Origin of the sequence: Arthrobacter globiformis (assembly GCF_003261175.1) — a bacterium.
Lineage (GTDB): Bacteria > Actinomycetota > Actinomycetes > Actinomycetales > Micrococcaceae > Arthrobacter > Arthrobacter globiformis_A.
Genome location: NZ_QLNP01000066.1, coordinates 21,965 through 48,281 on the forward strand (window position 1 = coordinate 21,965; position 26,317 = coordinate 48,281).

At 65.0% G+C, this 26,317-nt stretch carries 25 protein-coding genes; 12 read left to right on the forward strand and 13 right to left on the reverse strand.

The annotated features are described in order from the left end of the window. Window positions 1–100 precede the first annotated feature (100 nt). Window positions 101–2,053 carry a M13 family metallopeptidase gene (locus tag DBZ45_RS08125; protein ID WP_111903426.1) on the reverse strand — a complete coding sequence of 651 codons (1,953 nt, stop codon included), beginning with the start codon at window positions 2,051–2,053 and terminating at the stop codon, window positions 101–103. A 250-nt stretch (window positions 2,054–2,303) separates the two neighbouring features. On the opposite strand from DBZ45_RS08125, the gene leuA reads away from it, so the two are divergent. From leuA to DBZ45_RS08140, 3 genes are all read left to right on the forward strand, one after another. Continuing rightward, the gene (gene leuA, locus DBZ45_RS08130) at window positions 2,304–4,043 is read left to right on the forward strand and encodes a 2-isopropylmalate synthase (RefSeq protein WP_111903427.1); all 1,740 of its coding nucleotides are present in this window, start codon (window positions 2,304–2,306) and stop codon (window positions 4,041–4,043) included. 77 nt (window positions 4,044–4,120) lie between these two features. Continuing rightward, the gene (recO, locus tag DBZ45_RS08135; RefSeq protein WP_111903428.1) at window positions 4,121–4,885 is read left to right on the forward strand and encodes a DNA repair protein RecO; all 765 of its coding nucleotides are present in this window, start codon (window positions 4,121–4,123) and stop codon (window positions 4,883–4,885) included. 2 nt (window positions 4,886–4,887) lie between these two features. Continuing rightward, on the forward strand, window positions 4,888–5,709 hold the full coding sequence (locus DBZ45_RS08140) for an isoprenyl transferase (RefSeq protein ID WP_111903429.1): 822 nt from the start codon (window positions 4,888–4,890) through the stop codon (window positions 5,707–5,709). A 45-nt stretch (window positions 5,710–5,754) separates the two neighbouring features. On the opposite strand, the gene DBZ45_RS08145 is transcribed toward DBZ45_RS08140, so the two are convergent. Beyond that, a complete protein-coding gene (locus DBZ45_RS08145) occupies window positions 5,755–6,735 on the reverse strand; it encodes an alpha/beta hydrolase (protein ID WP_111903430.1) in 981 nt (326 codons plus the stop codon). Window positions 6,736–6,863: 128 nt separating this feature from the next. On the opposite strand from DBZ45_RS08145, the gene DBZ45_RS08150 reads away from it, so the two are divergent. After that, window positions 6,864–7,928, forward strand: coding sequence for a quinone-dependent dihydroorotate dehydrogenase (locus tag DBZ45_RS08150; protein WP_111903431.1), 1,065 nt, complete (start codon window positions 6,864–6,866; stop codon window positions 7,926–7,928). Window positions 7,929–8,033: 105 nt separating this feature from the next. Here DBZ45_RS08150 and DBZ45_RS08155 read toward each other — a convergent pair whose 3' ends face one another. Further along, window positions 8,034–8,624 (reverse strand): DUF3043 domain-containing protein, encoded by a 591-nt coding sequence (locus tag DBZ45_RS08155; RefSeq protein WP_111903448.1) that lies wholly within the window; start codon window positions 8,622–8,624, stop codon window positions 8,034–8,036. Between the two features lie 129 nt (window positions 8,625–8,753). On the opposite strand from DBZ45_RS08155, the gene DBZ45_RS08160 reads away from it, so the two are divergent. The 5 genes from DBZ45_RS08160 (at window position 8,754) to DBZ45_RS08180 (ending at window position 13,935) form a co-directional block, all read left to right on the forward strand. After that, entirely contained in the window at window positions 8,754–10,199 is a 1,446-nt protein-coding gene (locus tag DBZ45_RS08160) for a dipeptidase (RefSeq protein ID WP_111903432.1), read from the forward strand. A 159-nt stretch (window positions 10,200–10,358) separates the two neighbouring features. Continuing rightward, window positions 10,359–10,748, forward strand: a complete 390-nt coding sequence (locus DBZ45_RS08165) for a HesB/IscA family protein (protein WP_104138470.1) — start codon at window positions 10,359–10,361, stop codon at window positions 10,746–10,748. 184 nt (window positions 10,749–10,932) lie between these two features. Then, a complete protein-coding gene (ctaC, locus tag DBZ45_RS08170) occupies window positions 10,933–11,805 on the forward strand; it encodes an aa3-type cytochrome oxidase subunit II (RefSeq protein ID WP_111903433.1) in 873 nt (290 codons plus the stop codon). Window positions 11,806–11,815: 10 nt separating this feature from the next. Beyond that, complete coding sequence (ctaD, locus tag DBZ45_RS08175; RefSeq protein ID WP_111903434.1) at window positions 11,816–13,537, forward strand: aa3-type cytochrome oxidase subunit I; 1,722 nt, start codon at window positions 11,816–11,818, stop codon at window positions 13,535–13,537. Then, on the forward strand, window positions 13,534–13,935 hold the full coding sequence (locus DBZ45_RS08180; protein WP_111903435.1) for a cytochrome c oxidase subunit 4: 402 nt from the start codon (window positions 13,534–13,536) through the stop codon (window positions 13,933–13,935). Before ctaD ends, DBZ45_RS08180 begins: the two co-directional genes overlap by 4 nt. 80 nt (window positions 13,936–14,015) lie before the next feature. Here DBZ45_RS08180 and DBZ45_RS08185 read toward each other — a convergent pair whose 3' ends face one another. Continuing rightward, entirely contained in the window at window positions 14,016–14,309 is a 294-nt protein-coding gene (locus tag DBZ45_RS08185; RefSeq protein ID WP_111903436.1) for an HPr family phosphocarrier protein, read from the reverse strand. 183 nt (window positions 14,310–14,492) lie between these two features. On the opposite strand from DBZ45_RS08185, the gene DBZ45_RS08190 reads away from it, so the two are divergent. After that, entirely contained in the window at window positions 14,493–15,284 is a 792-nt protein-coding gene (locus DBZ45_RS08190) for a GntR family transcriptional regulator (RefSeq protein WP_111903437.1), read from the forward strand. A 152-nt stretch (window positions 15,285–15,436) separates the two neighbouring features. Here DBZ45_RS08190 and qcrB read toward each other — a convergent pair whose 3' ends face one another. From qcrB to ctaE, 4 genes are all read right to left on the reverse strand, one after another. Beyond that, entirely contained in the window at window positions 15,437–17,107 is a 1,671-nt protein-coding gene (gene qcrB / locus DBZ45_RS08195) for a cytochrome bc1 complex cytochrome b subunit (RefSeq protein WP_111903438.1), read from the reverse strand. Next, on the reverse strand, window positions 17,085–18,155 hold the full coding sequence (gene qcrA / locus DBZ45_RS08200) for a cytochrome bc1 complex Rieske iron-sulfur subunit (RefSeq protein ID WP_111903439.1): 1,071 nt from the start codon (window positions 18,153–18,155) through the stop codon (window positions 17,085–17,087). Before qcrA ends, qcrB begins: the two co-directional genes overlap by 23 nt. Window positions 18,156–18,255: 100 nt before the next feature. After that, a complete protein-coding gene (gene qcrC, locus DBZ45_RS08205; protein ID WP_111903440.1) occupies window positions 18,256–19,044 on the reverse strand; it encodes a cytochrome bc1 complex diheme cytochrome c subunit in 789 nt (262 codons plus the stop codon). Between the two features lie 88 nt (window positions 19,045–19,132). Then, the gene (gene ctaE / locus DBZ45_RS08210) at window positions 19,133–19,771 is read right to left on the reverse strand and encodes an aa3-type cytochrome oxidase subunit III (RefSeq protein WP_180987496.1); all 639 of its coding nucleotides are present in this window, start codon (window positions 19,769–19,771) and stop codon (window positions 19,133–19,135) included. A gap of 148 nt (window positions 19,772–19,919) precedes the next feature. Here ctaE and trpD point away from each other — a divergent pair, with 148 nt between their 5' ends. After that, complete coding sequence (gene trpD / locus DBZ45_RS08215) at window positions 19,920–20,978, forward strand: anthranilate phosphoribosyltransferase (RefSeq protein ID WP_111903441.1); 1,059 nt, start codon at window positions 19,920–19,922, stop codon at window positions 20,976–20,978. Between the two features lie 84 nt (window positions 20,979–21,062). Here trpD and DBZ45_RS08220 read toward each other — a convergent pair whose 3' ends face one another. Together DBZ45_RS08220 and DBZ45_RS08225 are read right to left on the reverse strand one after the other, a co-directional pair. Further along, on the reverse strand, window positions 21,063–21,344 hold the full coding sequence (locus tag DBZ45_RS08220) for an Lrp/AsnC family transcriptional regulator (RefSeq protein ID WP_111903442.1): 282 nt from the start codon (window positions 21,342–21,344) through the stop codon (window positions 21,063–21,065). 109 nt (window positions 21,345–21,453) lie between these two features. After that, window positions 21,454–21,864, reverse strand: coding sequence for a DUF3054 domain-containing protein (locus DBZ45_RS08225; RefSeq protein WP_111903443.1), 411 nt, complete (start codon window positions 21,862–21,864; stop codon window positions 21,454–21,456). Between the two features lie 96 nt (window positions 21,865–21,960). On the opposite strand from DBZ45_RS08225, the gene DBZ45_RS08230 reads away from it, so the two are divergent. Continuing rightward, window positions 21,961–22,347 carry a VOC family protein gene (locus DBZ45_RS08230; RefSeq protein WP_111903444.1) on the forward strand — a complete coding sequence of 129 codons (387 nt, stop codon included), beginning with the start codon at window positions 21,961–21,963 and terminating at the stop codon, window positions 22,345–22,347. Window positions 22,348–22,351: 4 nt separating this feature from the next. Here the strand turns inward: DBZ45_RS08230 and DBZ45_RS08235 are convergent, their stop codons facing one another. The 3 genes from DBZ45_RS08235 to DBZ45_RS08245 form a co-directional block, all read right to left on the reverse strand. Continuing rightward, the gene (locus DBZ45_RS08235; protein WP_111903445.1) at window positions 22,352–22,981 is read right to left on the reverse strand and encodes a LysE family translocator; all 630 of its coding nucleotides are present in this window, start codon (window positions 22,979–22,981) and stop codon (window positions 22,352–22,354) included. 124 nt (window positions 22,982–23,105) lie between these two features. Beyond that, entirely contained in the window at window positions 23,106–24,869 is a 1,764-nt protein-coding gene (locus DBZ45_RS08240; protein ID WP_223256985.1) for a thiamine pyrophosphate-dependent enzyme, read from the reverse strand. Between the two features lie 47 nt (window positions 24,870–24,916). Beyond that, the coding region (locus DBZ45_RS08245) for an amino acid permease (protein ID WP_111903450.1) at window positions 24,917–26,317 on the reverse strand (1,401 nt) is incomplete at its 5' end.

The following is a 26,317-nucleotide window of genomic DNA, read 5'->3' on the forward strand; positions in this document are numbered from 1 at the left end:
GCTGACCGCGCGGGGTAGCTGAACGCCGTAGCTGCCTGCGGTTTTGTCGTAAAGAAAAAGCCGGGCCGCCCCGAACGGGGGCGGCCCGGCATTTCTGCACTCACCAGATGCTGACGCGCTCCGCCGGGGGCATCCACATCCCGTCCTCCTCCGTGACGCCGAACGCGGCGTGGAAGGAGTCCAGGTTCTTGGCAATGGCATTGGTGCGGAACTCGTTGGGGGAGTGCGGGTCAGTGGCCAGCCGCCGGACGGCCTCTTCCGTGCGGATCACCTGGCGCCAGCCGGCCGCCCAGGAAGCGAAGAAGCGCTGTTCACCCGTCAGCCCGTCGAGCACCTCTGGTTCCTGGCCGTCAAGGCTGAGGCGGTAGGCCTTGTGCGCAATGGTTAGCCCGCCCAGGTCGCCGATGTTTTCGCCCAATGTGAGCTTGCCGTTGACGTTGTGTCCGGGTGCGGCGTACGGGGATAGCGCATCGAACTGGTCCACGAGGCGGCCGGTCAGGGCTTCGAAGGCCTTGCGGTCGTCCTCGGTCCACCAGTTGCGCAGCTCGCCCTTGCCGTCGAACTGCGAGCCCTGGTCGTCGAAGCCGTGGCCGATCTCGTGCCCGATCACGGCCCCGATGCCGCCATAGTTCACCGCGTCGTCGGCGTCGGCGGTGAAGAACGGCGGCTGGAGGATGGCGGCCGGGAAGACGACCTCATTCAGCATGGGGTGGTAGTAGGCATTGACGGTCTGCGGCGTCATGAGCCACTTGTTGAGGTCCACCGGCTTGCCCACCTCGTCAAGGTGCCGGTCGACGTCGGCGTTGTGGGCCCGTTCGACGTTCCCCAGCAGGTCGGCGGGGTCCACCACCACTGCCGAATAGTCGATCCATTCGTCGGGGAACCCGATCTTCGCGCGGAACGCCCCCAGTTTCCGGAGCGCCTCGGCCTTGGTGTCCTCGCCCATCCATTCCAGCCCGCTGATGCTCTGCCGGTAGGCCTCGATCAGGTTCGCCACGAGGGTCTGCATGCGGGCCTTGTGGCCCTCCGGGAAGTGCCGGGCCACATAGATCTGGCCAACGGCCTCGCCCAGCGCCGCCTCGACGACGGCGACGCCCCGTTTCCAGCGGTCCTTGTTTCGGGGGGTGCCGCTGATGGTGGTGCCGTAGAAGGCGAAGTTTGTGTCCACGAAGGCGGACGACAGGTAGGGGGCCGCCGAGTTGATGACGCGCAGGGCAAGCCATTCCTGCCACACCGGCAGTGACTCCGAGGCCAGCAGCGCGGCGGCGCCGGCAAAGAAGTCAGGGGTGCTGACGACGATCTCCTGCCGCTTCTCCGGGGCGATGTCCGCGGCCTCAAACCACGTGTCCAGCAGGGGGAACAGCTTGCGCGCCTCGTCCGCCGATTTCAGGTTGTAGGTCTTCTGCGGGTCACGGAGCGTGACGTTGTCCCAGTGGTGCGAGGCGAGGGCGGTCTCCAGGGCCACCACCCGTGCCGCGGCACCTTCGGGATCGGCCACGCCGGCCAGGCCGAACATGGTGCCCACGTACTCCCGGTAGGACTGCATCACGGGGGCGAATTTCTCCTCGCGGTAATAGGACTCGTCGGGCAGCCCGAGGCCGCCCTGCCCCGTGTACAGCAGAACGCGGTCGGGGTTGCCGGCGTCGGGTGCCGGGTAGATGTAGAAGAGTCCGGACACATCGGCACGGAAGAGCCGGCCGGCCAGCGCCAGCAGTTCGTCAATGCTGGCGGTGGCGAAGACCTCGGCCAGGCGTCCGCGGATGGGGTCCATGCCCTTGGCCTCGACGGCTGCCTCATCCATGAAGCTGCTGTAGAGGTCGCCGATTTTCCGCTCGATCCCGCTGGCCTCGGCCCCCTTGGCCGCGGCTTCCTCGATGATTTCCCGGACAGCCAGTTCGGAGCCGTCGCGCAGGGCTGTGAATGTGCCTTCCAGCGCACGGTCGTCAGGGATGGTGGTGTCCTTCAGCCAGGCGCCGTTCACATGCTGGTAGAGGTCGTCCTGTGGCCTCACGCTGCGGTCGATGTTTGACAGGGCGATCCCCGAAATTGGCACAGGAGCTCCTTCGATGACGGGCTGCGGCCGGCACTTTCACCGGTGCAGCGTCTGCATTGTGGACGTTGCTGAGGTGTTGCTCCTTCATCTTACGCACCCGTGTTACTGTGAAATGGTGCGTGCAGAACTCCTTCTTCTTAGCTGCCGCGGCGAGGCCTCAGACGCGATCTAGCGCAAGGCCCACCCTCGTCGCGGAGTCTGTGTTGCCCGGCCACCCTTTCACTCAGGAACCACAGAAAAGGCCAGATTAATGCGAAACGCACAGAAGCCCTCGGGAATGCCGGTCCACCGCTACATCCCCTTCCAGGACCAGATCAAGGTCGATCTGCCGGACCGGACCTGGCCGGACAAGATCATCACCACGGCCCCGCGCTGGTGCGCAGTTGATCTGCGGGACGGTAACCAGGCACTCATCGATCCCATGAGCCCGGCCCGCAAAATGAAGATGTTCGACCTGCTGGTCCGGATGGGCTACAAGGAGATCGAGGTCGGCTTCCCCTCCGCGTCCCAGACCGACTTCGACTTCGTCCGCCAGCTGATCGAGGGCAACCACATCCCGGATGACGTCACCATCCAGGTGCTGACCCAGGCCCGCGAACACCTCATCGAGCGGACCTACGAGTCGCTGGTGGGCGCCAAGCAGGCCATCGTGCACCTGTACAACTCCACGTCCGTCCTGCAGCGCCGCGTGGTGTTCAACCAGGACGAGGACGGCATCCTGGACATCGCCCTGCAGGGCGCACGCCTCTGCAAGAAGTACGAAGAAACGCTGGGCGACACCCACATCACCTACGAGTACTCACCGGAGTCCTTTACGGGCACCGAGCTGGAGTACGCGGTCCGCGTCTGCAACGCCGTCGCCGACGTCTTTGAGGCCTCCGCCGACCGACAGGTGATCATCAACCTGCCCGCCACGGTGGAGATGGCCACTCCGAACGTCTACGCGGACTCCATCGAGTGGATGAGCCGCAACCTGCACCCGCGCGAGGGCATCATTCTCTCCCTGCACCCGCACAACGACCGCGGCACCGGTGTGGCCGCCGCCGAGCTGGGCTACCAGGCCGGCGCCGACCGCATCGAGGGCTGCCTGTTTGGCAACGGCGAGCGGACCGGCAACGTGGACCTGGTGACCCTCGGCCTGAACATGTTCGTCCAGGGCGTTGACCCGATGATCGACTTTTCCGACATCGACGACGTCCGGCGCACCGTGGAATACTGCAACCAGCTGCCCGTGGCGGAGCGTGCACCCTACGGCGGCGACCTCGTCTTCACCGCGTTCTCCGGATCCCACCAGGACGCCATCAAGAAGGGCCTCGAAGCCCTGGAGAAGGATGCGGCAGCCGCAGGCAAGGACGTCAGCGACGTCACCTGGCAGGTGCCCTACCTGCCGGTGGACCCGAAGGACCTCGGCCGCAGCTACGAGGCCGTGATCCGCGTCAACTCCCAGTCCGGCAAGGGCGGCGTGGCCTACCTGCTGAAGAGCGAGCACAGCCTGGACCTGCCGCGGCGGGCGCAGATCGAATTCTCCGGCGTCATCCAGAAGCGCACGGACACCGTGGGCGGCGAGGTCAGCGGTGCCCAGCTGTGGCAGCTGTTCCAGGACGAGTACCTGCCCTCGGCCAAGGCGGAAAGCCAGTGGGGCCGGTACTCCCTCGGCTCGGTGAAAACTGAAACCGATGAGGACGGCTCCATGACCCTGCACGCCTCGCTGGGTGTGGACGGCACCCACGTCAACCGCACAGGAACCGGCAACGGCCCCATCGCCGCACTGCTGGACATCCTCGGCCAGGACGGCGTGGACGTGCGGGTGCTGGACTACAGCGAGCACGCCCTGTCTGAAGGCGGCAGCGCCCTCGCCGCGGCCTACGTCGAATGCGCCGTGGGAGAGCGCGTCCTGTGGGGCGTCGGCATCGATGCCAACACCAGCACATCCGCCCTCAAGGCAGTTATCTCTGCGGTGAACCGGGCCATTCGGGACGCCCAGGCCTAAGCTTCCTGACAGCTGCGCCGCCGGTCCACACCGGCGGCGCAGCTGTTTTCGGCGGCTCAACTGTTTTCATGGAGTCAATGGGAAGATTAAGCGTGGTCCAATCATTTGCAGCGCGCAGCTACCGCGACGACGCCGTGGTGTTGCGCACCCACAAACTGGGCGAGGCGGACCGCATCATCACCCTGCTGACCAAGCACCACGGCCAGGTCAGGGCGGTGGCCAGGGGGATCCGGCGGACCACCAGCCGCTTCGGCGCCCGCCTGGAGCCCTTCATGGTGGCAGACCTGCAGCTCGTGTCCGGCAAGAGCCTCGACATCGTGACGCAGGCCGTCGCGAAAGGGGCGTACGGGGGCAACATCGCTGCCGACTACGGCCGTTATACGGTGGCCGCGGCCATGACCGAAACCGCAGAAAAGCTGACCGACGTCGACGGTGAAGCCGGGACGGCCCAGTACAACCTGCTGGTCGGTGCCCTGGCCTCGCTGAGCCGCGGGGACCACGCGCCTGAGCTGATCCTGGATTCCTACCTGCTGCGGGCCCTGTCAACCGGAGGCTGGGCGCCCAGCTTCACGGACTGCGCGCGCTGCGGCGCGCCCGGACCGCACACCGCGTTCTCCGCTCCGCTGGGCGGCATGGTCTGCGGCGACTGCCGCCCGCCTGGGTCACCGGCGCCGGCACCGGAAACGGTGTCCCTGCTGGGTGCGCTGCTCACCGGGAACTGGCCGACGGCGGACGCTTCACTTCCGGTCCACCGCCGGGAATCCGCGGGCCTGGTGGCAAGCTATTTGCAGTGGCACCTCGAGCGTGTCCTGAAATCCCTCAAACATGTGGAGCGTACCTAACAGTGTCCTTGGGAAAGAAGACCAGTCCTGCCCGGCGCCGCACCGCTCCGGTGGTGGCCCCGTACCCGCACTCCTCGGGGGCGGTTCCGCCGTCGATTCCGGCCGAGTTCGTGCCCCGGCACGTGGCCATCGTGATGGACGGCAACGGCAGGTGGGCCAACCAGCGCGGACTGCCGCGCATCGAGGGCCACAAGGCGGGGGAGCCCGCACTGCTGGACGTCGTGGCAGGTGCCATTGAACTCGGCATCGAATACGTCAGCGTGTACGCCTTCTCCACCGAGAACTGGCGGCGGTCTCCCGAGGAAGTCCGCTTCCTGATGGGATTCAACAAGGAGGTGCTGCGCCGGCAGCGCAACCAACTGGACGACTGGGGCGTGCGGATCCGCTGGTCCGGCCGGCGTCCCCGCCTCTGGGGTTCGGTGATCCGCGAACTGGAGGAGGCAGAGGCGTACACCGCCGGAAACAGCACCTGCACGCTGACCATGTGCGTGAACTACGGCGGCCGGGCCGAAATCGCGGACGCGGTGTCCGCCATTGCCCGCGACGTGGCCGACGGCAGGCTCAAGCCCGGGGCCATCACCGAGAAGACGATCCAAAAGTACCTTGACGAGCCGGACCTTCCCGACGTCGACCTATTCCTCCGCAGTTCCGGTGAACAGCGGCTGTCCAACTTCATGCTGTGGCAGTCGGCGTACGCGGAGTTCGTCTTCCTCGACACCCTGTGGCCCGACGTCGACCGCCGGACCCTCTGGGACGCAGTGGAGATCTATGCCCAGCGGGACCGCCGGTACGGCGGCGCAGTGGACGCCGCCCGGGCCCTCTAGATTCCGCGGCGCTGGGGTCACGGTACCGGACACCCTGCACCCGAATCAGGCGGCGTAACCCCTGATCCATTGGGCCAGGCGCCGGTAGGCGTCGGACCGCACGTCGGCGCGGGACAGGAACACGTCGTGGAGGGCGCCGTCGATGCGCTCCACGGTGACGCTCCTGCCCAGCGACATGGCACGGGCGGCAATTGTGTTGACGTCCAGTACCGCGTCCGTGCGGCGCATTGCCTCGTTCCACACCATGCCGTTCTCGCTTGCCGCCGAGAGCAGGACCAGAACGGGAACCCCGATGCCCAGGCCGCGTGCCACCTTGGCCTGCCCGGCCAGGATGGCACTGAGCCAGGCCGCACGCACCGGAAAGGCCAGCGGCGGCCGGTAGGCAGCGTCCAGGGTCCACTCGCCTTCGGCGGAACTGCTGATGCTCCGCCAGTAGAAGCCGCGCTCCGGCAGCCTGAGCACCGCCTCCGGCCGCAGGCGGGCGATCGGCTCCACCATGGTCCAGGCCGCCCGCCGAACCAGGGCGCTGCCGTGCATTTCGAGCCAGGGACTGTTCAGGACGAGTTGGGAAACGGCGCCGGGGTTGCGGCTGGCCCACAGGGCCGCCACGAGGCCGCCCGTGGAATGCCCCATGAGCGCGAGCTGCACGGGTCCTGCACCGCCGGACTCGGCGACCATGCCGGCCGCGGTGCCGATCTCGGCGTCGTAGTTTTCCAGATCTGCGACGTAGCCGCCGTGGGTGCCCGGCTGAAGGCTGCGGCCGTGGTTGTGCATGTCCAGCGCAAAGAATTCGAAGCCCTGCGCGTCCCAGAACCGCGCAAGCTCAATATTGAAGAAGTAGTCGCTCCAGCCGTGCAGGAAGAGCACTGCCCGGCGGGGCCCGGCAGAACGGAGATCCGGAGTGTCCGGACCGGCCGGTCGAGTGAAGCGGACCAGCGTGGCCCGGCGGCGGACGCCGTCCGGGCCCGCGGCTTCGAAGGCGCAGGACTCGAAGCCCGGTCCCAGGATGTCGCTCTGCCACTCCATGGCACCAGCCTAGGCTCTGCGATACCGCCCCGGGTGCCGTTGTGTCAGCCCGCTTTGGTCTGCACACTGGGAATTTGGTCTGCACTCTGGAATTTGGTCTGCACGGGCCAAGACGGAAAACTAGAGGCATGCGCGTATACCCCACTTTTTTCAGGCTGGCCTTTTCATGGATGGACGCCGAACGCGCCCATAAGATCGGTTTCAAGGGAATCCGGCTGGTCCATTCGGTGGGAGCAGGACGGCTGCTGGAAAGGTTCACGGCTCCGCCGGCGTCCTTGCAGACGAATGCGCTCGGACTGACCTTCCCATCCCCGTTCGGTCTTGCCGCCGGATTTGACAAGGAGGGCCACGGGATCGAGGCCCTGATGGAGCTCGGATTCGGCCACGTTGAGGTGGGAACCATCACCGGCCAGGCCCAGCCCGGCAACGAAAAGCCCCGGCTGTTCCGGCTGATCGAGGACAGGGCCGTCATCAACCGGATGGGATTCAACAACGACGGCGCCTCAGCCGTGGCTCCGCGGCTGAAGTCCGCCCGTGCTGCGCTGCAGCGGCGCCATGCCAAGGTGCGGCCCGTGATCGGCGTCAACATCGGCAAGACCAAGGTGGTGGAGCTGGAGGACGCCGTGGAGGACTACCTCATCAGCGCCCGCGGCCTCGCCCCGGCGGCGGACTATCTCGTGGTGAACGTCAGCTCGCCGAACACGCCGGGGCTCCGGCTCCTGCAAAATGTGGAGACGCTCCGTCCGCTGCTGAAGGCAGTGGGGGAGGCTGCGGACAAGTCCGCAGGCCGGCATGTCCCGCTGCTGGTCAAGATCGCCCCTGACCTCACCGATGAGGACATCGACGACGTCGCCCGCCTGGCGATGGACCTGGGCCTGGACGGCATCATTGCCACCAACACCACCATTGGCCGCGATGGGCTCGATTCTGCAGCGGACAAGGTGGAGGCCTGCGGTGCCGGCGGCCTGTCGGGGGCTCCACTGAAAAGCCGTTCGCTGGAAGTACTGCGGCGTCTGAAGTCGGTCACCCAAGACCGGCTGACACTGATTTCCGTGGGCGGCGTGGAGACCGCCACGGACGTCCAGGACCGTTTGGACGCCGGCGCCACCCTGGTCCAGGGCTACACCGCCTTCCTCTATGCGGGGCCGTTCTGGGCAGCCCGGATCAATAAGGAACTGGCCAGGAACCGCTAGTTCGCACGTTAAACACAACAGCCCGGCGGTATCACCGCCGGGCTGTTGTGTTTTAGGTCCGGGACCGCCCTCTGGCGGCCTGTGCCGCTGGAGGAAAGCGAGGAATCAGGACGGGTACTGCCCGCGGCGGACCAAGGGCTTGGGCAGGCGAAGCTTCCGGAACTGCAGCGAACGCATGGTGCCATACCAGACGGTGCCGCGCTCAACTTCGCCGAACTTTTCGGCGAGGCGCTTGCGGAGTTTGCGGGACAGGATGAAGGCGTCCACGAATACAGCCAGGAACATCACCCAGAAGCCCCCCAGCACGTAAATCATCATGTCGCTGTTGGACGGAACGACGAGGGAAACCACCACGAACACCAGGGCGCCAAACATCAGGTACTCGCCGAGATTGAAGCGCGCGTCCACGTAATCCCGGGCGAACCGCTTCTGCGGGCCCTTGTCGCGGATGGGCAGGAACCTTTCGTCGCCGGTGTCCATTGCCTGGCGCATCTTCAGGCGCTGCTCTTGGGCAGCGGCACGCTCCGCTTCCTTGGAGGCCTTCCGGTCCTCCGGCACGAGGGGGCGCTTGCGGGCCGCTTCCTGTGCTTTGCGCTTGGGCGTGGGCGCACCTTTGCCCGCAATCGCGGCTGCCTCGGCAGCCTGCTGGTCAACTACATCCTGCGCCGCTGGCGCTTCCTTTTTACGTCCGAACACCACAACAGAATACCTTGGCGGGCTGTGCCCCCGGTCATGCCCGGTTGCCCGCGGAACGCCATGGCGTGGAGTCTGGCGCCCGCCGGCGGCGATGTATGTTGTGGCGTGTGACACAGGTAGTGTTTGGCCATGACTACATTCTCCGCGGCGACCCCGCGACAGCATGGCGCCCAGCATTTTGGAGGGACGGTGGCCGGCATCGACACCGATGCCCTGCGGGCCGCCGTTGGGGCGGACTTCGACGCTACAGTTGCACAGCTGAAGGACCTGGTGGCCATACCCGGCATTGCCTGGCCCAGCTTTGACCCCGCACCTCTGGACGCCAGTGCCGAGGCCGTCGCCAGCCTGGTGCGCGCGGCGGGCATCGGGGATGTCCGGATCCTGCGGTGCGACAAGGAAGACGGCACCCCCGGCGGGCCGGCCGTGGTGGCACGCCGTGAGGCCGCGCCCGGCAAGCCGACCATTCTTCTCTACGCCCACCACGACGTGCAGCCGCCGGGTGATCCGGCACTGTGGGAGTCCGAGCCGTTTGCCGCCGTCGAACGCAACGGGCGCCTCTACGGGCGCGGCGCGGCCGACGACAAGGCCGGGATCATGGCCCACGTCGCCGCCTACGGCGCCGTCACCAAGGTGCTCGGCGATGAATTCGGGCTTGGTGTGACATTGTTTTTCGAAGGGGAGGAAGAGGCAGGTTCGCCGACCTTCAGGACGTTCCTGGAAGCCCACCGCGAGATGCTCCGCGCTGATGTCATTGTGGTGGCCGACTCCAGTAACTGGAAGGTGGGCATGCCGGCGCTCACCACGAGCCTGCGCGGGCTGGTCGACGGAACCATCGAGGTGCAGGTCCTTGACCATGCCGTGCATTCGGGAATGTTCGGCGGTGCCGTGCTGGATGCCCCTACGCTGCTCTCGCGGCTCATCGCGACGCTGCACGATGACCAGGGCAGCGTGGCCATTGAGGGCCTGGTGAGCCGGGATGAAACGGGCGTGGACCTGACCGAAGAGGAGTACCGGGCGGACGCTTCAGTGCTCGAAGACGTCCGGCTGGCCGGCACGGGAACCATCGCGTCACGGCTGTGGACCAAGCCGGCCCTGTCGATCATCGGCTTCGACGCGCCGGCCGTCAACGTTGCCTCCAACACCCTGCTGCCGCGTGCCCGGGCCAAGTTCAGCCTGCGGCTGGCCCCCGGCCAGGACCCGGCGGAAGCCATGGAAGCCGTGCGGCGGCACGTTGAATCGCACGCACCGTTCGGCGCCAGGGTGATCTTCACGCCGGGGGAGAGCGGCAACGCCTTCCAGACGGACACAGGTTCCTCAGCTGCCGGCCTCGCTATGTGGGCGCTCGGCGAAGCCTGGGGCGTTCCGGCGGTGGAAATGGGCATCGGCGGCTCCATCCCGTTCATCAGTGACCTGACCGAGCTGTACCCCGAGGTCCAGATTCTGGTGACGGGCGTGGAGGACCCTGATTCGCGTGCCCACTCAGCCAACGAGTCGCTGCACCTGGGGGACTTCCGCAACGCGGTGGTCGCCGAGGCCCTGCTGCTGGCACGGCTGAACGCGGAAGGCCTCCAGTAAGCGGCTGGCAGGGAACAATGCAGCGCCTGTGAGGGTTACGCCTGAAGTTAGAGCTCCGCGCCGGATCGACGTAGCATGTAGCTATAGCCCGTACTGTTTCCGTAGGGGCAGGCACCGTGCAAGCGGGGCAGCCACAACCGTCGTTAGTAAGGTAGGCCAATGAGCACTACGACCAATGAAAACAGCACCGAACCCACCGGCACTGCCAGTGACGAACTGGCGAGCCACGAGGTTCAGCTGACGGACGTTGCAGCAGGCAAGGTCCGCAGCCTCCTGGAGCAGGAAGGCCGCACCGATCTTCGCCTCCGCGTAGCCGTGCAGCCGGGTGGCTGCTCCGGCCTCATTTACCAGCTGTACTTTGACGAGCGCCTCCTTGAAGGCGACGCGGTACGCGACTACGACGGTGTCGAGGTCGTCGTCGACAAGATGAGCGTCCCGTACCTCAGCGGTGCCAGCATCGACTTTGAAGACACCATCTCCAAGCAGGGCTTCACCATCGACAACCCGAATGCGGGCGGCTCATGCGCCTGCGGTGATTCGTTCCACTAAAGGGTCAGTGGCCCTTCCTGAACCTCTTGGCGGCGCCGGTGAAAACCGGCGCCGCCACACGGTGGGGACATGTGGGCGAAAACCCGCGGGGAGCGGTAAGCTCTACACCGAGTAGTAAAACTTTTAGTGTGCCCGGGAAGCTTTTCGCCGCCCTGGCAACAGCAACAAGTAGGAAGGGCCGTCTGTGAGTTCGCAGAACCGAACCGGCAGCCGACGCAAAACGATCACTACGATCACTGGCTTGGCAACTGCCGGCGCGTTGGTTTTGACTGGATGTTCGCCAGAGGTAGAGAAGGGGTGGCTGCCCACCGAGCGTGGCACCACCAATCACACTGACCGCATCATGGACCTCTGGGTCAACTCATGGATTGCCGCCCTCGTGGTGGGCATCATCACGTGGGGTCTGATCGTCTGGTGCCTCGTGGCCTACCGCCGCCGCAAGGGCACCGTGGGTTTCCCGCGGCAGACCAGCTTCAACCTGCCCCTTGAGGTCTTCTACCTGACGATCCCGCTCTTCATGGTCCTGGTGTTCTTCTACTTCACCGACCGTGACCAGCAGGCGATCGATGACCGCTCGCAGCCCGCCGACGTCGTAGTGGACGTCCGCGGCAAGCAGTGGGCTTGGGACTTCAACTACAAAAAGGGCGACGTCGTCACCGAGGACCTCCACGAGGCCGGCGTCCAGGCGCACCTGACGGGTGAAGCGATCGACAAGGAGAAGCTCCCGACGCTGTACCTGCCCGTCAACAAGTCCGTTGACCTGGAACTGAACTCGCGCGACGTGATCCACTCCTTCTGGGTTCCTGCGTTCCTGCAGAAGAGGGACATGATCCCGGGTAAGACCAACTACATCCGGTTCACCCCCACCAAAGAGGGCACCTACGACGGCAAGTGCGCCGAGCTCTGCGGTGAGTACCACTCCGAAATGCTGTTCCGCGTCAAGGTTGTTTCCGAGTCCGAATTCCAGGCTCACATGAACCAGCTGCGCCAGGACGGCAACACGGGCCTGCTCGGCCAAGAGTATGACCGCAACCCGAACCTGAACGTTACGAAGTAAGGGAAGCGAAGTGGCTACTTACACCCAGACCCCCGGGATCCTTGAGGCTCCCGTAGTTCCCAAATCCAAGGGGCGCATCGTCGTCAACTGGATCACCTCCACGGACCACAAGACCATCGGGTACATGTACCTGATCGCGTCCTTCGTGTTCTTCTGCTTCGGCGGCGTGATGGCCCTGCTCATCCGTGCCGAACTCTTCGAACCCGGCATGCAGATCCTGCAGACCAAGGAACAGTACAACCAGCTGTTCACCATGCACGGCACGGTCATGCTGCTCATGTTCGCCACCCCGCTCTTTGCCGGCTTCGCGAACGTGATCATGCCCCTGCAGATCGGTGCACCGGACGTCGCGTTCCCGCGACTGAACGCGCTGGCCTTCTGGTTCTTCCTGTTCGGCTCCACCATTGCCGTTTCCGGTTTCATCACCCCGCAGGGTGCTGCATCCTTCGGCTGGTTCGCCTATGCACCGCTCTCCAACACCACCTTCAGCCCCGGCGTTGGCGGTGACCTCTGGGTCTTCGGCCTGGCACTGTCCGGTTTCGGCACCATCCTGGGCGCGGTCAACTTCATCACCACCATCATCTGCATGCGCGCCCCCGGCATGACCATGTGGCGGATGCCGATCTTCACCTGGAACACCCTCGTGACGGCCATCCTGGTCCTGATGGCGTTCCCGCCGCTGGCCGCAGCACTCTTCGCCCTCGGCGCGGACCGCCGCTTCGGCGCCCACATCTTCGACCCGGAGAACGGCGGCGCCGTCCTCTGGCAGCACCTGTTCTGGTTCTTCGGCCACCCCGAGGTGTACATCATCGCCCTGCCGTTCTTCGGCATCGTGTCCGAGATCTTCCCGGTCTTCAGCCGCAAGCCGATCTTCGGCTACAAGGGCCTGGTCTACGCGACCATCGCGATCGCGGCCCTGTCCGTGACCGTCTGGGCGCACCACATGTACGTCACCGGCTCCGTGCTCCTGCCGTTCTTCTCCTTCATGACCATGCTCATCGCAGTCCCCACCGGCGTGAAGTTCTTCAACTGGATCGGCACCATGTGGCGCGGTTCCATCACCTTTGAGACCCCCATGCTGTGGAGCATCGGCTTCCTCATCACGTTCCTCTTCGGTGGCCTGACGGGCATCATCCTGGCCTCCCCGCCGCTGGACTTCCACGTCTCCGACTCCTACTTCGTGGTGGCGCACTTCCACTACGTGGTCTTCGGCACCGTGGTGTTCGCGATGTTCGCCGGCTTCTACTTCTGGTGGCCGAAGTGGACGGGCAAGATGCTCAACGAACGCCTCGGCAAGATCCATTTCTGGCTCCTGTTCCTGGGCTTCCACGGCACCTTCCTCATCCAGCACTGGCTCGGCGTCGAGGGCATGCCCCGCCGCTACGCCGACTACCTGGTGGAGGACAACTTCACCTGGATGAACCAGTTCTCCACCATTGCCTCGTTCGTCCTGGGCGCGTCCCTGATCCCGTTCTTCTGGAACGTGTACATCACCGCACGCAGCGCCGAGAAGGTTCAGGTTGACGACCCCTGGGGCTTCGGTGCCTCGCTGGAGTGGGCCACGTCCTGCCCGCCGCCGCGGCACAACTTCACGTCCCTGCCCCGCATCCGCTCGGAGCGTCCGGCGCTGGACCTGCACCACCCTGAGCTCTCCCAGTCACACACCATTGAGTCGCCGGCACCTGCAGCAAGCGTGCTCGGTAACGCCGATCAGAAGGACACCGCGCAATGAGAATCGAGTCATGGATTTTTGGAGCAGGAGTTTTCTTCTTCGTTCCGATTTCCATCATCTACGGCTTCCTCACCAACTGGTCTGAGTGGGTCGGCATCCTGGGCATCCTCCTGGTGGGCGGCCTGGCGGGCATGATCGGTGCCTACCTGGGCTTCACCGGCAAACGGGTGGGCATGCGGCCCGAGGACCGTGCCGACGCGGAAATCCACGAGGGTGCCGGCGAGCAGGGGCACTTCAGCCCCTGGAGCTGGTGGCCGCTGGTCCTGGGCCTGTCCTGCGCAGCAGGATTCCTCGGTCTGGCCATAGGCTTCTGGATCGTCTTCATCGCCGGTGGTATGGCGCTGATAGCACTCGTGGGCTGGGTCTACGAGTACAGCCGCGGAGACCACGCACACTAAGCGTTTCAGTACCAAGAACGACGGCGGGCCCCACCTTTTCGGTGGGGCCCGCCGTCGTTCTTCTTGTCTCTAAGTAGGCTTCAGCTGGCCCTCTGTGACGACAGCAGCTCGACCAGACCGGACAGCGCCGCCTCTGCTTCACCCAGGCTCTTGCCCGCCGGCAGGGCTGATTCCTTGACTGCAAGTTCGACTTCGCAGCCATAGTTGAAGTCTGCAGTCATGACCTCGAGCAGGGAACGGGCGTCGACGGCGTCAATGCCGTCCTTGCGGATGGTCACCGGTAAACCTGTCTCCGTGACCGCGCGGACGAATACCGCTGCCGGCCTGGCGTGCAGGCCGATGGCCGCAGAAACTATTGCCTTACGAACGGGCAACTGGACTCCTTCGTCTTGGACGGGATGGCACATTCGGGGGAAGCCGCCGTCGTCTTTCGTATTAGTTCGCCTCTAAGAATATCGGCCCCTGCGCCGGCAAAAGGCCGGGGCGGCCCTGGTCTAGACCTGTGGCCGGGTTGGCTTACCCTTGAACTGTGAGTATGCAATACAGGAGCGTCCGACGTGGCGGCTAACGTGGCCGGCATCGCCGGCGAAATTAACAGGACCAGCGGGACGCCGATTTACGTCCAGCTCCGTGAGATCCTCAGGACCTACATCGCGACGTCCTGCCCGCCGGGCTCGGCGCTGCCCTCCGAGCGTGACCTGGCCGAACGTTTCAGCCTGGCCAGGATGACCGTCCGCCAGGCCATCGATGCCCTGGTGGGGGAGGAGGTCATCGAGCGGGTGGTCGGCCTGGGCACCTTCGTGCGGAAGCCGAAGCTGGACCTCCAGGTCAAGCTGACCTCCTACAGCGAGGAGATGCAGCGCCGCGGCATGGTGCCGGCCGCCAAGGTGCTGAGCTTTGAGCAGATCGCCGCCAGCGCCTTCCTGGCCCGCGAACTCCAGCTGGAGGAGGGAACACCCCTGGTGCGCTTCCGCCGTCTCCTGCTGGCCGATAACGAGCCAATGAGCGTGGATGAGAACTTCATCCCGGCCCACCGGGTTCCGGGGCTTCTGGACGGCGAGCCGCCGACATCGCTGTACAACGTCCTCAGCGAACAGTTCGGCCTGGTCATGGAATGGGGCGAGGACATGATCGAGGCCACGGCCGCGTCGCCCTCCACCGCTCGGCTGCTCAACGTTGAGATCGGCGCGCCGCTGCTGAAAATCCAGCGGCATGCCTTCGTCGCCAGGTCCATGGTGGACTACTCGGTGTCCTACTACCGCGCCGACCGGTACAAGCTTTGGGTGCCGCTGCAGCGGCCCGGCGTACGGCCCACCCGGAACTACGCGTCGGGTTACAGGCAGCAGTAGCCCGGCAGGTTGCCTGGGTTCGACACACGCAGCCCGTTTGGCAGTCAGAATGTGCAAACAGAAAGGGCCCGGTCCTGATGGACCGGGCCCTTTCTGTTTACTGCTTGGTGAAGCGCTGCTGCCTAATGGCCTGGCTTTCAGTGGCCTGGCTCTTAGTGGCTGAGGGTCTTCTGTCCCTCGCCGGCTTCAACGGCTTCGTGGTGGCCGTGGCCTGCTTCCAGCTCCGCGGGGGTTGCCGGGGCAACCCTGTCCTCGAAGAACCAGCGGGACAGCTTGGCGCGGCGGTTTTCCTTGCGGGTCACCACACCGTGCTCGTTCGGCTGGGCCGGAAGCGGTGCAAGCGACTCGAAGCCGACAAGCTTGTAGCGCTTGTACTCGTCGAGCGGAGCGTGCACCTCGATGAACTCACCGTGCGGGAGGCGGACGATACGTCCGGTCTCGCGGCCGTGGAGGGCGATTTCGCGGTCCTTCCGCTGCAGGGCCAGGGCTACACGCTTGGTGACGACGAATGCGATGACCGGCCCGATGAAGAACAGTGCACGCAGCCAGTACGTAACGTCGTTCAGCGCCACGTGGAAGTGCGTTGCAATGAGGTCGGAGCTGGCCGCGGCCCACATGACGCAGTAGAACGTGAAGCCGGCCATGCCGATCGCGGTACGCGTGGGAGCGTTGCGCGGGCGGTCCAGGACGTGGTGCTCACGGTTGTCCTTAGTGATCCAGCGCTCGATCCACGGGTAGGTGAACAGCACGGTGAACACCAGGCCAGCCGGAACGAGTGCCGGGAGCAGGACGTTCAGCGTCAGGACGTGGCCGAAGATGATGTATTCGAAGTGGAAGCCGCTGATCACACCCGGCATCAGGCGCAGAGCGCCGTCAACCCAACCGATGTACCAGTCAGGCTGGGTGCCTGCGGACACGGGGGAGGGGTCGTACGGGCCGTAGTTCCAGATCGGGTTGATGGTGAAGAACCCGGCCATCAGCGCGATGACACCGAACACGATGAAGAAGAAGCCACCGGCCTTCGCAGCGTAGACCGGGCCCAGCGGGTAGCCAACGACGTTGCGGTCGTTGCGGCCCGGGCCGGGGTACTGCGTGTGCTTGTGGACAACCACCATGAACAGGTGAACGACGATCATCAGCAGGATCAGTGCCGGCACGAGCAGGATGTGCAGCGTGTAGAGGCGGCTGATGATGACCGTGCCGGGGAACTCTCCACCGAACAGGAAGAAGGAGATGTAGGTGCCGATCACGGGGATCGACTTGATGACGCCGTCGATGATGCGCAGGCCGTTGCCGGACAGCAGGTCATCGGGGAGGGAGTAACCGGTAAAGCCGGCAGCCATGGCCAGGATCAGCAGGACACCGCCCACCACCCAGTTCATTTCACGGGGCTTGCGGAACGCGCCGGTGAAGAACACGCGCAGCATGTGCACGGCCACGGAGGCCACGAACAGCAGCGCTGCCCAGTGGTGGACCTGGCGCATGAACAGGCCACCGCGGACGTCAAAGGAGATGTCCAGCGAGGAGCTGTAGGCGACAGACATTTCGACGTTCTTCAGCGGCGTGTAGGAGCCGGCGTAGTGCGTCTCAGCCATGGACGGATCGAAGAAGAACGTCAGGAACGTTCCCGACATGAGCAGGATGACGAAGGAATACAGCGCCACCTCGCCAAACATGAAGGACCAGTGGTCCGGGAATACCTTGCGGCCGAATTCGCGGAGGATTCCGGATCCGCCGACACGCTCGTCGACGAAGTCAGTAAAGCGTCCGACTTTGGTATTGGCTACGTAGGCGGGGGCTTCAGCTGTTGATGCTGCGCTCATGCTCATCACGCTCCCAGTAACTTGGTCCTACAGGTTCTTTGAAGTCGCTGGTAGCGACCAGGTAGCCCTCATCGTCAACTGCGATGGGCAGCTGGGGGAGCGGGCGGCTGGCCGGGCCGAAGATAACCTTGCATTCCTGGGTCAGGTCGAAGGTTGACTGGTGGCACGGGCACAGCAGGTGGTGCGTCTGCTGCTCGTAAAGGGCAACAGGGCAACCAACGTGGGTGCAGATCTTGGAGTAGGCAACGATGCCGTTGTAGCCCCAGGTTTCGCGTCCCGCGGACGGGTTAAGCGAAGCCGGGTCCAGACGCATCAGCAGAACGACGGCCTTGGCCTTCTCGTTGAGCTTGCCTTCGTGCAGTTCGTTGAGGCCTTCCGGGATCACGTGGAAGGCGGAACCGATGGTGACGTCCGAGGCCTTGATGGGGGTTCCATCAGGGTCGCGGGTGAGGCGCTTGAGCTTGCCGTCAGTCGGGGCCCACATGGTGTGCGCCAGCTTGTCGTCCGGGCGCGGTCCCAGGTCGCCGAAGACGGCGAGGGCCGGCAGGGGTGCGAGTGCCACGGCGCCCAGCAGGGTGTTCCGGATGAGGGGACGGCGCTTGATGCCCGTTTCCTCCACGATGTCGTCAACGATGCGGACGGCAGCCTGGCGGTCGTCCTCGGTACGGATCGCGTGGCGTTCCTCGGAGACTTCGTGGTCCGGCATCAGGGCCTTGGCCCAGTGCACGATACCGGTGCCGATGCCGAGCATGGCGAACGCCGTGCCAATGCCGAGCAGCGCATTCTGCAGCCGGATGGTGGCAATGCTTGAGTCGTCTCCCAGGTCGATGGCGAAGTACGCCACCAGGAAGATCACGGTGCCAACAACTGAGGTTGCGAACAGTGCAGCAACCTGCCGTTCTGCCCGCTTGGCGGCCTTCGGGTCCGTGTCAGCCAGGCGCAAGCGGTGCGGGGGAAGTCCAGGATCCTGGAATTTCTCCACCTCATGCTGACCAGCCGTAGCTACGGTGCCCGAGTGGTTCGGACTGCCGTCACTATGGTTGCCCATGATTCGCCTCATCCTTCTCTCGTCTCGGCCTTTGCCGAGTTATGTTCAGTTCCAAACCTGCTGTGCAATCAGCAGGACGTTCTTGTTGTGCCTGCTTTGGCTAGGACGTGCGGGACGTCAGCCAGATGGTGAAGGCGATGATGACGCCCAGGCCAGCGATCCACACGAACAGGCCCTCAGAAACAGGACCAAGTGCGCCCAGGTCTGCGCCGCCCGGGGAGCCGTTGGCTTCAATCTGCTTCAGGAAGGTGATGATGTCGCGCTTGCCTTCGGGGGAGATGTTCGAGTCGTTGAACACCGGCATGTTCTGCGGTCCGGTCACCATGGCTTCATAGATGTGCTTGCCCGAGACGTCGGCCAGGGCCGGCGCGAACTTACCGCGGGTGAGTGCACCGCCAGCGGCTGCAGCGTTGTGGCACATGGCGCAGTTCACGCGGAACAGCTCGCCACCTTCGGCGGCGTTGCCCTTCTCATCCAGCAGTTCCTCGGCCGGGATGGCCGGGCCCGGTCCCAGCGACGCGACGTACGCGGCCAGCTGGTGGGTCTGGGTGTCGTTGAACTGGGCAGGCTTCTTGTAGGCCTGGGGGCCGTTCATCTGCATGGGCATGCGGCCGGTGCCGACCTGGAAGTCAACAGCGGCGGCGCCGACGCCAACCAGTGAGGGACCGTCCTGCGTTCCGCTGGCACCCATGCCGTGGCAGGTGGCGCAGTTCGCTTCGAAGAGCTTCTCGCCTTCCTGTGTATCGGTGGCGGTGAACTCTGCAGTGCTGGCTTTGGCCTCGTTGACGGTGGTGGCAACGGCGTACAGCCCACCAGTGAGGAGGAGGCCCATCAACAGCAGGGCTATTGCTGCCAGTGGGTGACGTCGCTTCTGCGAGAGTGCCTTCACGTGGTGGTTCCTTTATTCGATCGTGCGTCGGCTCCGTGAGCCGCTTCTTAGAATTCGTTCTCTTGGGAAAGAGGGAGAAAAGTCTGGGCTACTGGAGGACGTAGATGACCAGGAAGAGGCCAATCCACACGACGTCCACGAAGTGCCAGTAGTAGGAGGTGACAATCGCCGAGGTCGCCTCGAAGTGACCGAACTTCTTCGCGGCGAAGGAGCGGCCCATGATGAGCAGGAAGGCGACCAGACCGCCGATGACGTGCAGGCCGTGGAAGCCGGTGGTCATGTAGAAGGCGGATCCGTAAGCGTTGGAGGACAGCGACACGTGCTCCGAGACCAGCATGGCGTATTCCGTGGTCTGGCCGGCAACGAAGAAGGCGCCCATGAGGAAGGTCAGGGTGAACCATTCGTTCATGCCCCAGCGGGTGAACTGGAGCGGCCCGCCGCTGCGTCGCGGCTGGAGCCTTTCGGCGGCGAATACGCCCATCTGGCAAGTGAAGGAACTTGCCACGAGGACGATGGTGTTAACAAGCGCAAAGGGGAAGTTGAGCTTAGCCGTCTCTTCCGCCCACATCTGGCCGGAGGTGGACCGGAGTGTGAAGTACATGGCGAAGAGACCGGCGAAGAACATCAACTCACTGGAGAGCCAGACAACGGTCCCGACGGAGACCATATTCGGGCGGTTCAGCGTGGGGTGCGCAGGGGTACTGGGGGCATGGGTCGCAGATGTCACATAGACATTATGTCTGTAAAACTCCGGCTTGCCCAACGCAAACCGCCTTTTGCGGAGACTTTTTCTACAAAGACGCGAAATCGCGCGGAAAAGTTCCCGGACCCGTTCATATTGGTCTTTGCGACTGGCACCTCGATAGCATCAGGAGGTGACTTCACAGGTATCGGCACCGGCGGCAGGCAACACCTGGCCGCGCCTCATCTCGGCACTGTTGAACGGCGAACACCTGAGCGCGGACAGTACGGCATGGGCCATGGACACCATCATGTCGGGGGCCGCCACACCCGTCCAGATTGCCGGTTTCCTGGTGGCGCTGCGCGCGAAGGGGGAGACGGTGGAGGAGATTGCCGGCCTCGTTGACGCCATGGTGTCCCACGCTAATCCGATCTCCATCAGCGGCGAAAAGCTGGACATCGTGGGCACCGGTGGTGACCAACTCAACACTGTCAACATCTCCACCATGGCCGCCCTGGTCTGCGCCGGAGCGGGCGCAAAGGTGGTTAAGCACGGCAACCGCGCGGCGTCGTCGTCGTCGGGATCAGCGGACGTCCTGGAAGCGCTGGGGGTGCGGCTCGACCTGCCCATAGCCGACGTTGCCCGGAACGCAGAGGAAGCGGGCATCACCTTCTGCTTCGCCCAGGTCTTCCACCCGTCCTTCCGCCACACCGCGGTGCCCAGGCGCGAACTTGCGATCCCCACAGCCTTCAACTTCCTGGGCCCCCTCACCAACCCCGCGCGGGTGCAGGCGTCCGCAGTGGGCGTGGCGAACGCCCGCATGGCGCCGCTCGTGGCCGGCGTCCTGGCGCGGCGCGGCAGCCGGGGCCTGGTGTTCCGTGGCAGCGACGGCCTGGACGAACTGACCACCACCGGGCCGTCCACCGTGTGGGAGATCCGCGGCGGGGAAGTGACAGAGCAGACTTTCTCGCCCGGGGACCTGGGGATCCGTCAGGCGACTGTCGATCAGCTGCGCGGCGGTGACGCGCACGCGAATGCCGCCGTCGTCCGCAATGTCCTGGCCGGGGAAACCGGGCCGGTTCGGGACGCGGTCCTGTTGAACGCGGCGGCGGGCCTGGTGGCGTACGATCTTCAGGCCGACGGTCCGCTCACTGACCGCATGAAGCTTGCCCTCGACCGCGCCGCGGAATCCATCGGCTCCGGCGCAGCCGCTGCGGTGCTCGAGAAGTGGGTCAGCCTCTCGCGGGCCTAGGGCTCCGAACAGTTCCAACGCACCAACAGCAAAGGGCCAGGCACCTGCAGGTGCCTGGCCCTTTGCTGTTGTTGCAGCGAGCCGCTATTCCTCGAACCCCAGCGCGAAGGCGGCATCGAGGTCGTGCTGTGAGTAGGCCCGGAAGGCGATATGGGTGGTGGTGTGCACGACCGCGGGCACCTTGGACAGCTTGTCGGCGATGACGTCCGCCAGATCTTCGTGCTGGGACACGCGCGCGACGGCGATCAGATCCCATTCCCCGGTCACGGAGTAGACCTCGCTGATGCCGTCAATGGAGGATATCTCCTCGGCCGTTTCGGGGATACGCGAGGCGTCTGTCTTGATCAGGACGAATGCGGTGATCACTGTGAACCCTTCCGGATCTGTTGAGCTGTGCTGCCAGCCTATTACATGGGCGGTCCAGTACATGGGCGGCGCCGGTCGGTTGCTCCCGTGGCGGCGCCGCCCGCAGGAGTCAGGCGCGGCGGCGTGCGCGCAGGCGGAGAACTGTGGCGACGATGAGGCGGTAGCCGAGGAGGAACACCGCCAGGCTCAGCAGCGCGACGATCACAAATGGGAGCACCACCGTCTGTCCCGTGAGCGCGCGTAGAGCCATTCCGATGGCAACGGTGCCCAGCCACACAGCCACCCCGGCCGGCCACAGCGCGAGCGGCCGCCGCCAGAGCCTCAGCAGCAGCCAGGTCACGGCTGCGCCGGCCAGGAACGGCCAGGCGGTGGAGAGGACTCCAATGACTGTTTCACCCCGTGCATGTGCGTCGCGGCCGATGGCAGCGAACGTCAGGATGAGGATGAAATCTGCCGCAGCTGCGGCGGCCGTCAGGGCCGGAACCGCCCGCGTTCCGGGACGGTCTGTTGTGGAAGGCATGCTTCCGAGCCTATCCGTTTTTGGCAGGTCTTGCCCCCGCCGGAATATCCCGTGACGATGTGAGGCAGGAAGCATGCACTCCCTGAAGGAGGCCCAGTGAAGCTCATCCAGATCGCGCAGCACGCCGAGGATCTTGACCGGGCGGCGGAGTTCTACTCGAGGCTGCTGGGCACCGCGCCGGCAGCTGTCTTCGACCCGCCGGGACTGCTGTTCTTCGATCTCGACGGCGTCCGGCTGCTGCTGGAACGGGGAGCGCCTTCGGCAGTGATTTACCTTGGCGTCCCGGACGTGAGGCTGCGCGTGGCCGAGCTCGAGGCCGGGGGAGTGGAGGTGGTTGGCACCCCACACGTGATCTTCCATCACGATGATGCACGTCTCGGCCCTGCGGGTGCGGACGAATGGATGGCTTTCATCAGGGACAGTGAGGGGAACACGGTGGGACTGGTGAGCCACGCGTTCGACGGCGGGGCGCCCGCCGGATAGGGCGTCAGGCTTTGCTGGTGGCGATCTTTGCCGCAAAACCCAGGAGGACGACGCCGGCGATCCGGTCCGTGGTTGTGGCCACGGCAGGCGACTGGAGCCAGCGGCGCGCATGGTGGGTTGCCAAAATGATGACCGCAAACCACGCCATGCCCTCGACATTGTGCACCAGCGGCAACAGCACGCCCATCAGCAGCGGCGGCGCCTCCGGCGGAAGGAACTGCGGGATCATGGCCATGTAGAAAACCCCGACCTTGGGATTCAGCAGGCTGGTGGTGGTGCCCGACAGCCATGCAGCGCGGGAGCTGGCCGGGCCCGCGGGCCCGGCCTCCGCCGTCGTCCCCGGGCGGAAGCTTCGGATAATCATGCTCGCAGCCAGCCACGCCATGTAGCAGGCGCCCGCAACCTTTAGGACGGTAAAGGCTGTTTCCGAGGCGGCCAGCAAGGCCGATGCACCGACGGCGGCGGCCACACCCCAGAGGACGGTACCTGTGCAGATGCCCGCCGCGGTGGCGAAGGCAGACCCGCGGCCGCCGCTGATCGCGGTACGCAGCACGAGCACTGTGTCCATTCCCGGGATCACCGTGAGTAGGGCGGCCACGAGGGCGAACTGCAGGAGGGAGTCGGAGATGCTCATAGTCGATGGTAGGCGAATCCGGGGGTGCACAGGTGACCGTCGACTGCGGCGCGTTTACCCCTGGCACCGGATCAAAAAGGTCTCCGGGGACGACGGCGGGAGGTCCCGCCGTCGTCCTTTTCTGTCAGGCGGGGGAGCGGTAAGCCTTGACGCCCTGTTCCACCACCAGGTGGATGAGGGCGAAGACGCGCGCATCATCGATGGCTGCCAGGGCCGCGTCCAAGGCGGCTGGAACATCCTTGTCCTCGGTAACAGTAATGCCGAAACCGCCAAAGGCCGTGGCCATCATGCCGAAGTCCGGATTCTTCAGCTGGGTGCCGGACACGCGTTCGGGATAGTGCCGCTCCTGGTGGGTGCGGATGGTGCCGTACTCCTGGTTGTCCATGACAATAACCAGCGGCGTGGCACCGTACTGGGCGGCGGTGGCCAGTTCCTGGCCGTTCATGAGGAACTCCCCGTCACCGGCGATGGTGACCACTCGCCGGCGTGGTTCCGCCAGCGACGCCGCGACGGCCGAGGGGATGGAGTAACCCATGGAGCCGTTCCTGGCGCTGACCATAGAAGCGTAGCGGCGGGTGGGGAAGTACCGGTGGGCCCAGTTAGTGTGCTCGCCCGCCCCGAACGTCACCAGCGCGTCCTCTGGCAATCTGGGGACCAGGTTCGCCATCAAGGTGTCCATCCTTGCCGGTCCGGCAGCGGGAGCGGAAGCGGGGAGCGCGGCAAATGACTCCTGTTCGGCCCTCATCCGCCCTGTCCACGCCTTCCACTGCTCCTTGACTTCCAGGTCGATGCCGGCCAGATCACGGACAAAGGCCTCCGGTTTCGCCAGGATCTGCCGCGAGACAGGACCCGATCGGCCCCGCAGCGAGGGGTCGATGGTGACCAGAAAGTTCGTCTTGCTCCAGTCCTGCCGGCAGACGAATCCGTCTGTAATCACGTCTCCAGGGACAGTACCCACAAACACCAGAAGGTCAGTCTCCTCGAGCAGGTCGAAGGTGGGGCGCGGGCGACCGTACCCGATGGGGCCCACGTAGGACGGAGAGTCAAAGGAAACGGTTCCCTGGGTGCGCCATTCTGCTGCTGCTGGAATCTGGTGTCGCTCCAGCCACGCTGTCAGTTGGTCAGCTGCCGCCTGGGTCCAGTCGTTGCCGCCCGTTACGAAAAGCGGTTTGTTGGACGAGGCCAGCGCGGCCTTCAGGGCCGCGGCGTCGCTGCTGCTCATGCCGCCGGCCGCCACCGGGATCGCCGGGTGCAGCGCCGGGTCGACCAACTGCCTGATGATGTCCTCCGGCAGGCCCACCACCACGGGCCCCGGGCGGCCACTCATCGCGGCGAACATCGCCTCGGCCACAATCTCGGATGCCCGCTCCGGGTGGTCAAGGACCATGACGCGCTTGGCGCCGGTATCGAACCAGGCTTTGATGTCGAACTCCTGGAACGCCTCGCGGTCCCGGTGCGCGAACGGAATCAGGCCCACGAACAGGAGCATCGGCGTCGAGTCCTGCCACGCAGTATGCAGTCCCACGTGCGCGTTGGCTGCGCCGGGTCCCCGCGTAACCATCGCCACACCAGGCACCTGGTTCATTTTTCCGTCGGCCTCGGCCATGTACGCTGCCCCGCCCTCGTGCCGGCACACGACGGTTTCGATCTCCGAGCTGTGCAGGCCGTCCAATACGTCAAGGAAACTTTCGCCGGGAACCACGTAGGTGCGTTTCACGCCATGGGCTGCGAGCGACTCAACAATCACGTGCCCGGCGGACTTCAGGGCCGCGGGGGATGGCGCGGTGCTGCTCTCGCGGCCAGTCTGCTGTAGCTTATGGTCGTCGAACTGCCCAAGATCGGAAGGGACATCGGTTGCGGTCAAGGGGGACTGAGACTCTGTTGTCATGAGCTTTCTTTGGTTATTGGTGGGCGGGTGTTGGTGAGGAGGGATGTCTATCTGAGGGGCATCGGGTTGGGGACGACGGGGGACATGCCGGTGAAGCCTTCGCGGGCTTCGGCGATTTCGTGGATGCGTTTGCGGCAGGCGTACCAGCCGGCGATCATGAGTGCGATGGCGATGAGGGTGACCAGGAGCGTTAGGGGTGAGTCGATGAAGACCATGATCAGTACGCCGGCGAGGAACAGCAGGGAGAGGTAGCCGGTGTAGGGGGCGCCGAACATCCGGAACGAGGGGCGTTTGAGCCAGCCCTTGTCTGCCCAGCGTTTGAGCTGGATCTGGCACAGGACGATGGTGGCCCAGGTGACGATGATGCCTACGGAGGCGATGTTCAGGACGATCTCGAAGGCCTGCGAGGGGACGAGGTAGTTCAGCGGGACGCCGAGCAGGGAGACGCCGGCGATGATGGCGATGCCGCCGTAGGGGACGCCGGCTTTGTTCATGCGCTGGGCGAACTTGGGGGCGGAGCCGGCCACGGACATGGAGCGCAGGATCCGGCCGGTGGAGTAGAGGCCGGCGTTGAGGGAGGACAGGGCTGCGGTGAGGACCACGAGGTTCATGATGACGTCCACGCCCTGGATGCCGATCGAGCCGAAGAACGTCACGAAGGGGCTGACGCCTTTTTGGTAGGCGGTGAAGGGCAGGAGCAGGGCGAGCAGGATGACGGAGCCGACGTAGAACACGGCGATGCGGAAGACCACGGAGTTGATGGCCTTGGGCATGATCTTTTCGGGGTTTTCGGTTTCGCCGGCGGCGGTGCCGACGAGTTCGATGGAGGCGTAGGCGAACAGGACGCCCTGCATGAGGATGATCATGGGCAGCAGGCCGTTGGGGAAGATGCCGCCGTTGTCGGTGATGAGGTTGAAGCCGGTTTCCTGGCCGGGGACGGGGGTGCCGAAGATGACGAAGTAGGTGCCGATGAGGAGGAAGGCCACGAGGGCGGCGACCTTGATGATGGCGAACCAGAATTCCATTTCGCCGAAGACCTTGACGGAAACGAGGTTCAGGCAGAGGACGACGACGAGGGCGGTCAGTGCCCAGACCCATTGGGGGACGTCGGCCATCCAGGGGATGTAGTTGCCGAAGAAGTTCATGTAGAGGGCGGCGGCGGTGATGTCCACGATGGTGGTGGTGGCCCAGTTGATCCAGTAGAACCAGCCCGAGACGAAGGCTGCTTTCTCGCCGAAGAATTCGCGGGCGTAGGAGACGAAAGAGCCGGACGAGGGCCGGTGCAGCACGAGTTCGCCGAGGGCGCGCAGGATCAGGAAGGCGAAGAAGCCGCAGACGGCGTAGGCGATGACCAGGGACGGCCCGGCAGCGTTGAGCCGGCCGCCGGCGCCGAGGAACAGGCCGGTGCCGATCGCGCCGCCGATGGCGATCATCTGGATCTGCCGCGG